This window comes from Candidatus Symbiothrix dinenymphae, assembly GCF_001431085.1.
The window spans coordinates 1-461 of record NZ_BBRU01000386.1 but is presented as its reverse complement, the minus strand read 5'-3'; the positions used below and the strand labels follow the sequence as shown (position 1 = coordinate 461).

Genomic DNA, 461 nt, shown 5'->3' with positions numbered 1-461 from the left:
ATACGATAATTCGCTTAAACTCATATTTTATATGAGTTTAAGCGAACTATTGCGCGTGAGTTTACACCTCGTGGGTGCTTATTCCTTGATTATTCTCCTCGTAATGCTTTGACCTGCAATGGCTATTCTCACCAAATAGACACCTTTTGGCAAATGCGACACATTGATGATGTTTGTGTTCGTCGAAAGCACTATGCGACCTGCGATATCCACGATTTCTACCCTTTCTACCGGCTGCTCCGTTCGGATGTTCAACTCATCTTTTGCGGGGTTGGGGTAGATTTGCAGAGATGCAATGCTTTGCGCTGCGGTGGTTTGAGGAATTTCAGTTGCCTCCGTTACCGTTACCGATGCTGAGCCTTTTTTGCTTGCTTCGACGGTAGAGGTGGCTGTTACGGTGAGCGTTGATGCCGTTTCGGCTGCCGCTATGGTGAGCAAGCCGCTACTTGGATCGATGCTCG

The 461-nt window shown here is 47.5% G+C and carries 1 protein-coding gene; it reads right to left on the bottom strand.

The features are described from left to right. Positions 1 to 78: 78 nt before the first annotated feature. Positions 79 to 461, bottom strand: a 383-nt coding sequence (locus tag ASC50_RS04460) for a T9SS type A sorting domain-containing protein (RefSeq protein ID WP_158648429.1), incomplete at its 5' end; no start/stop codon positions are given.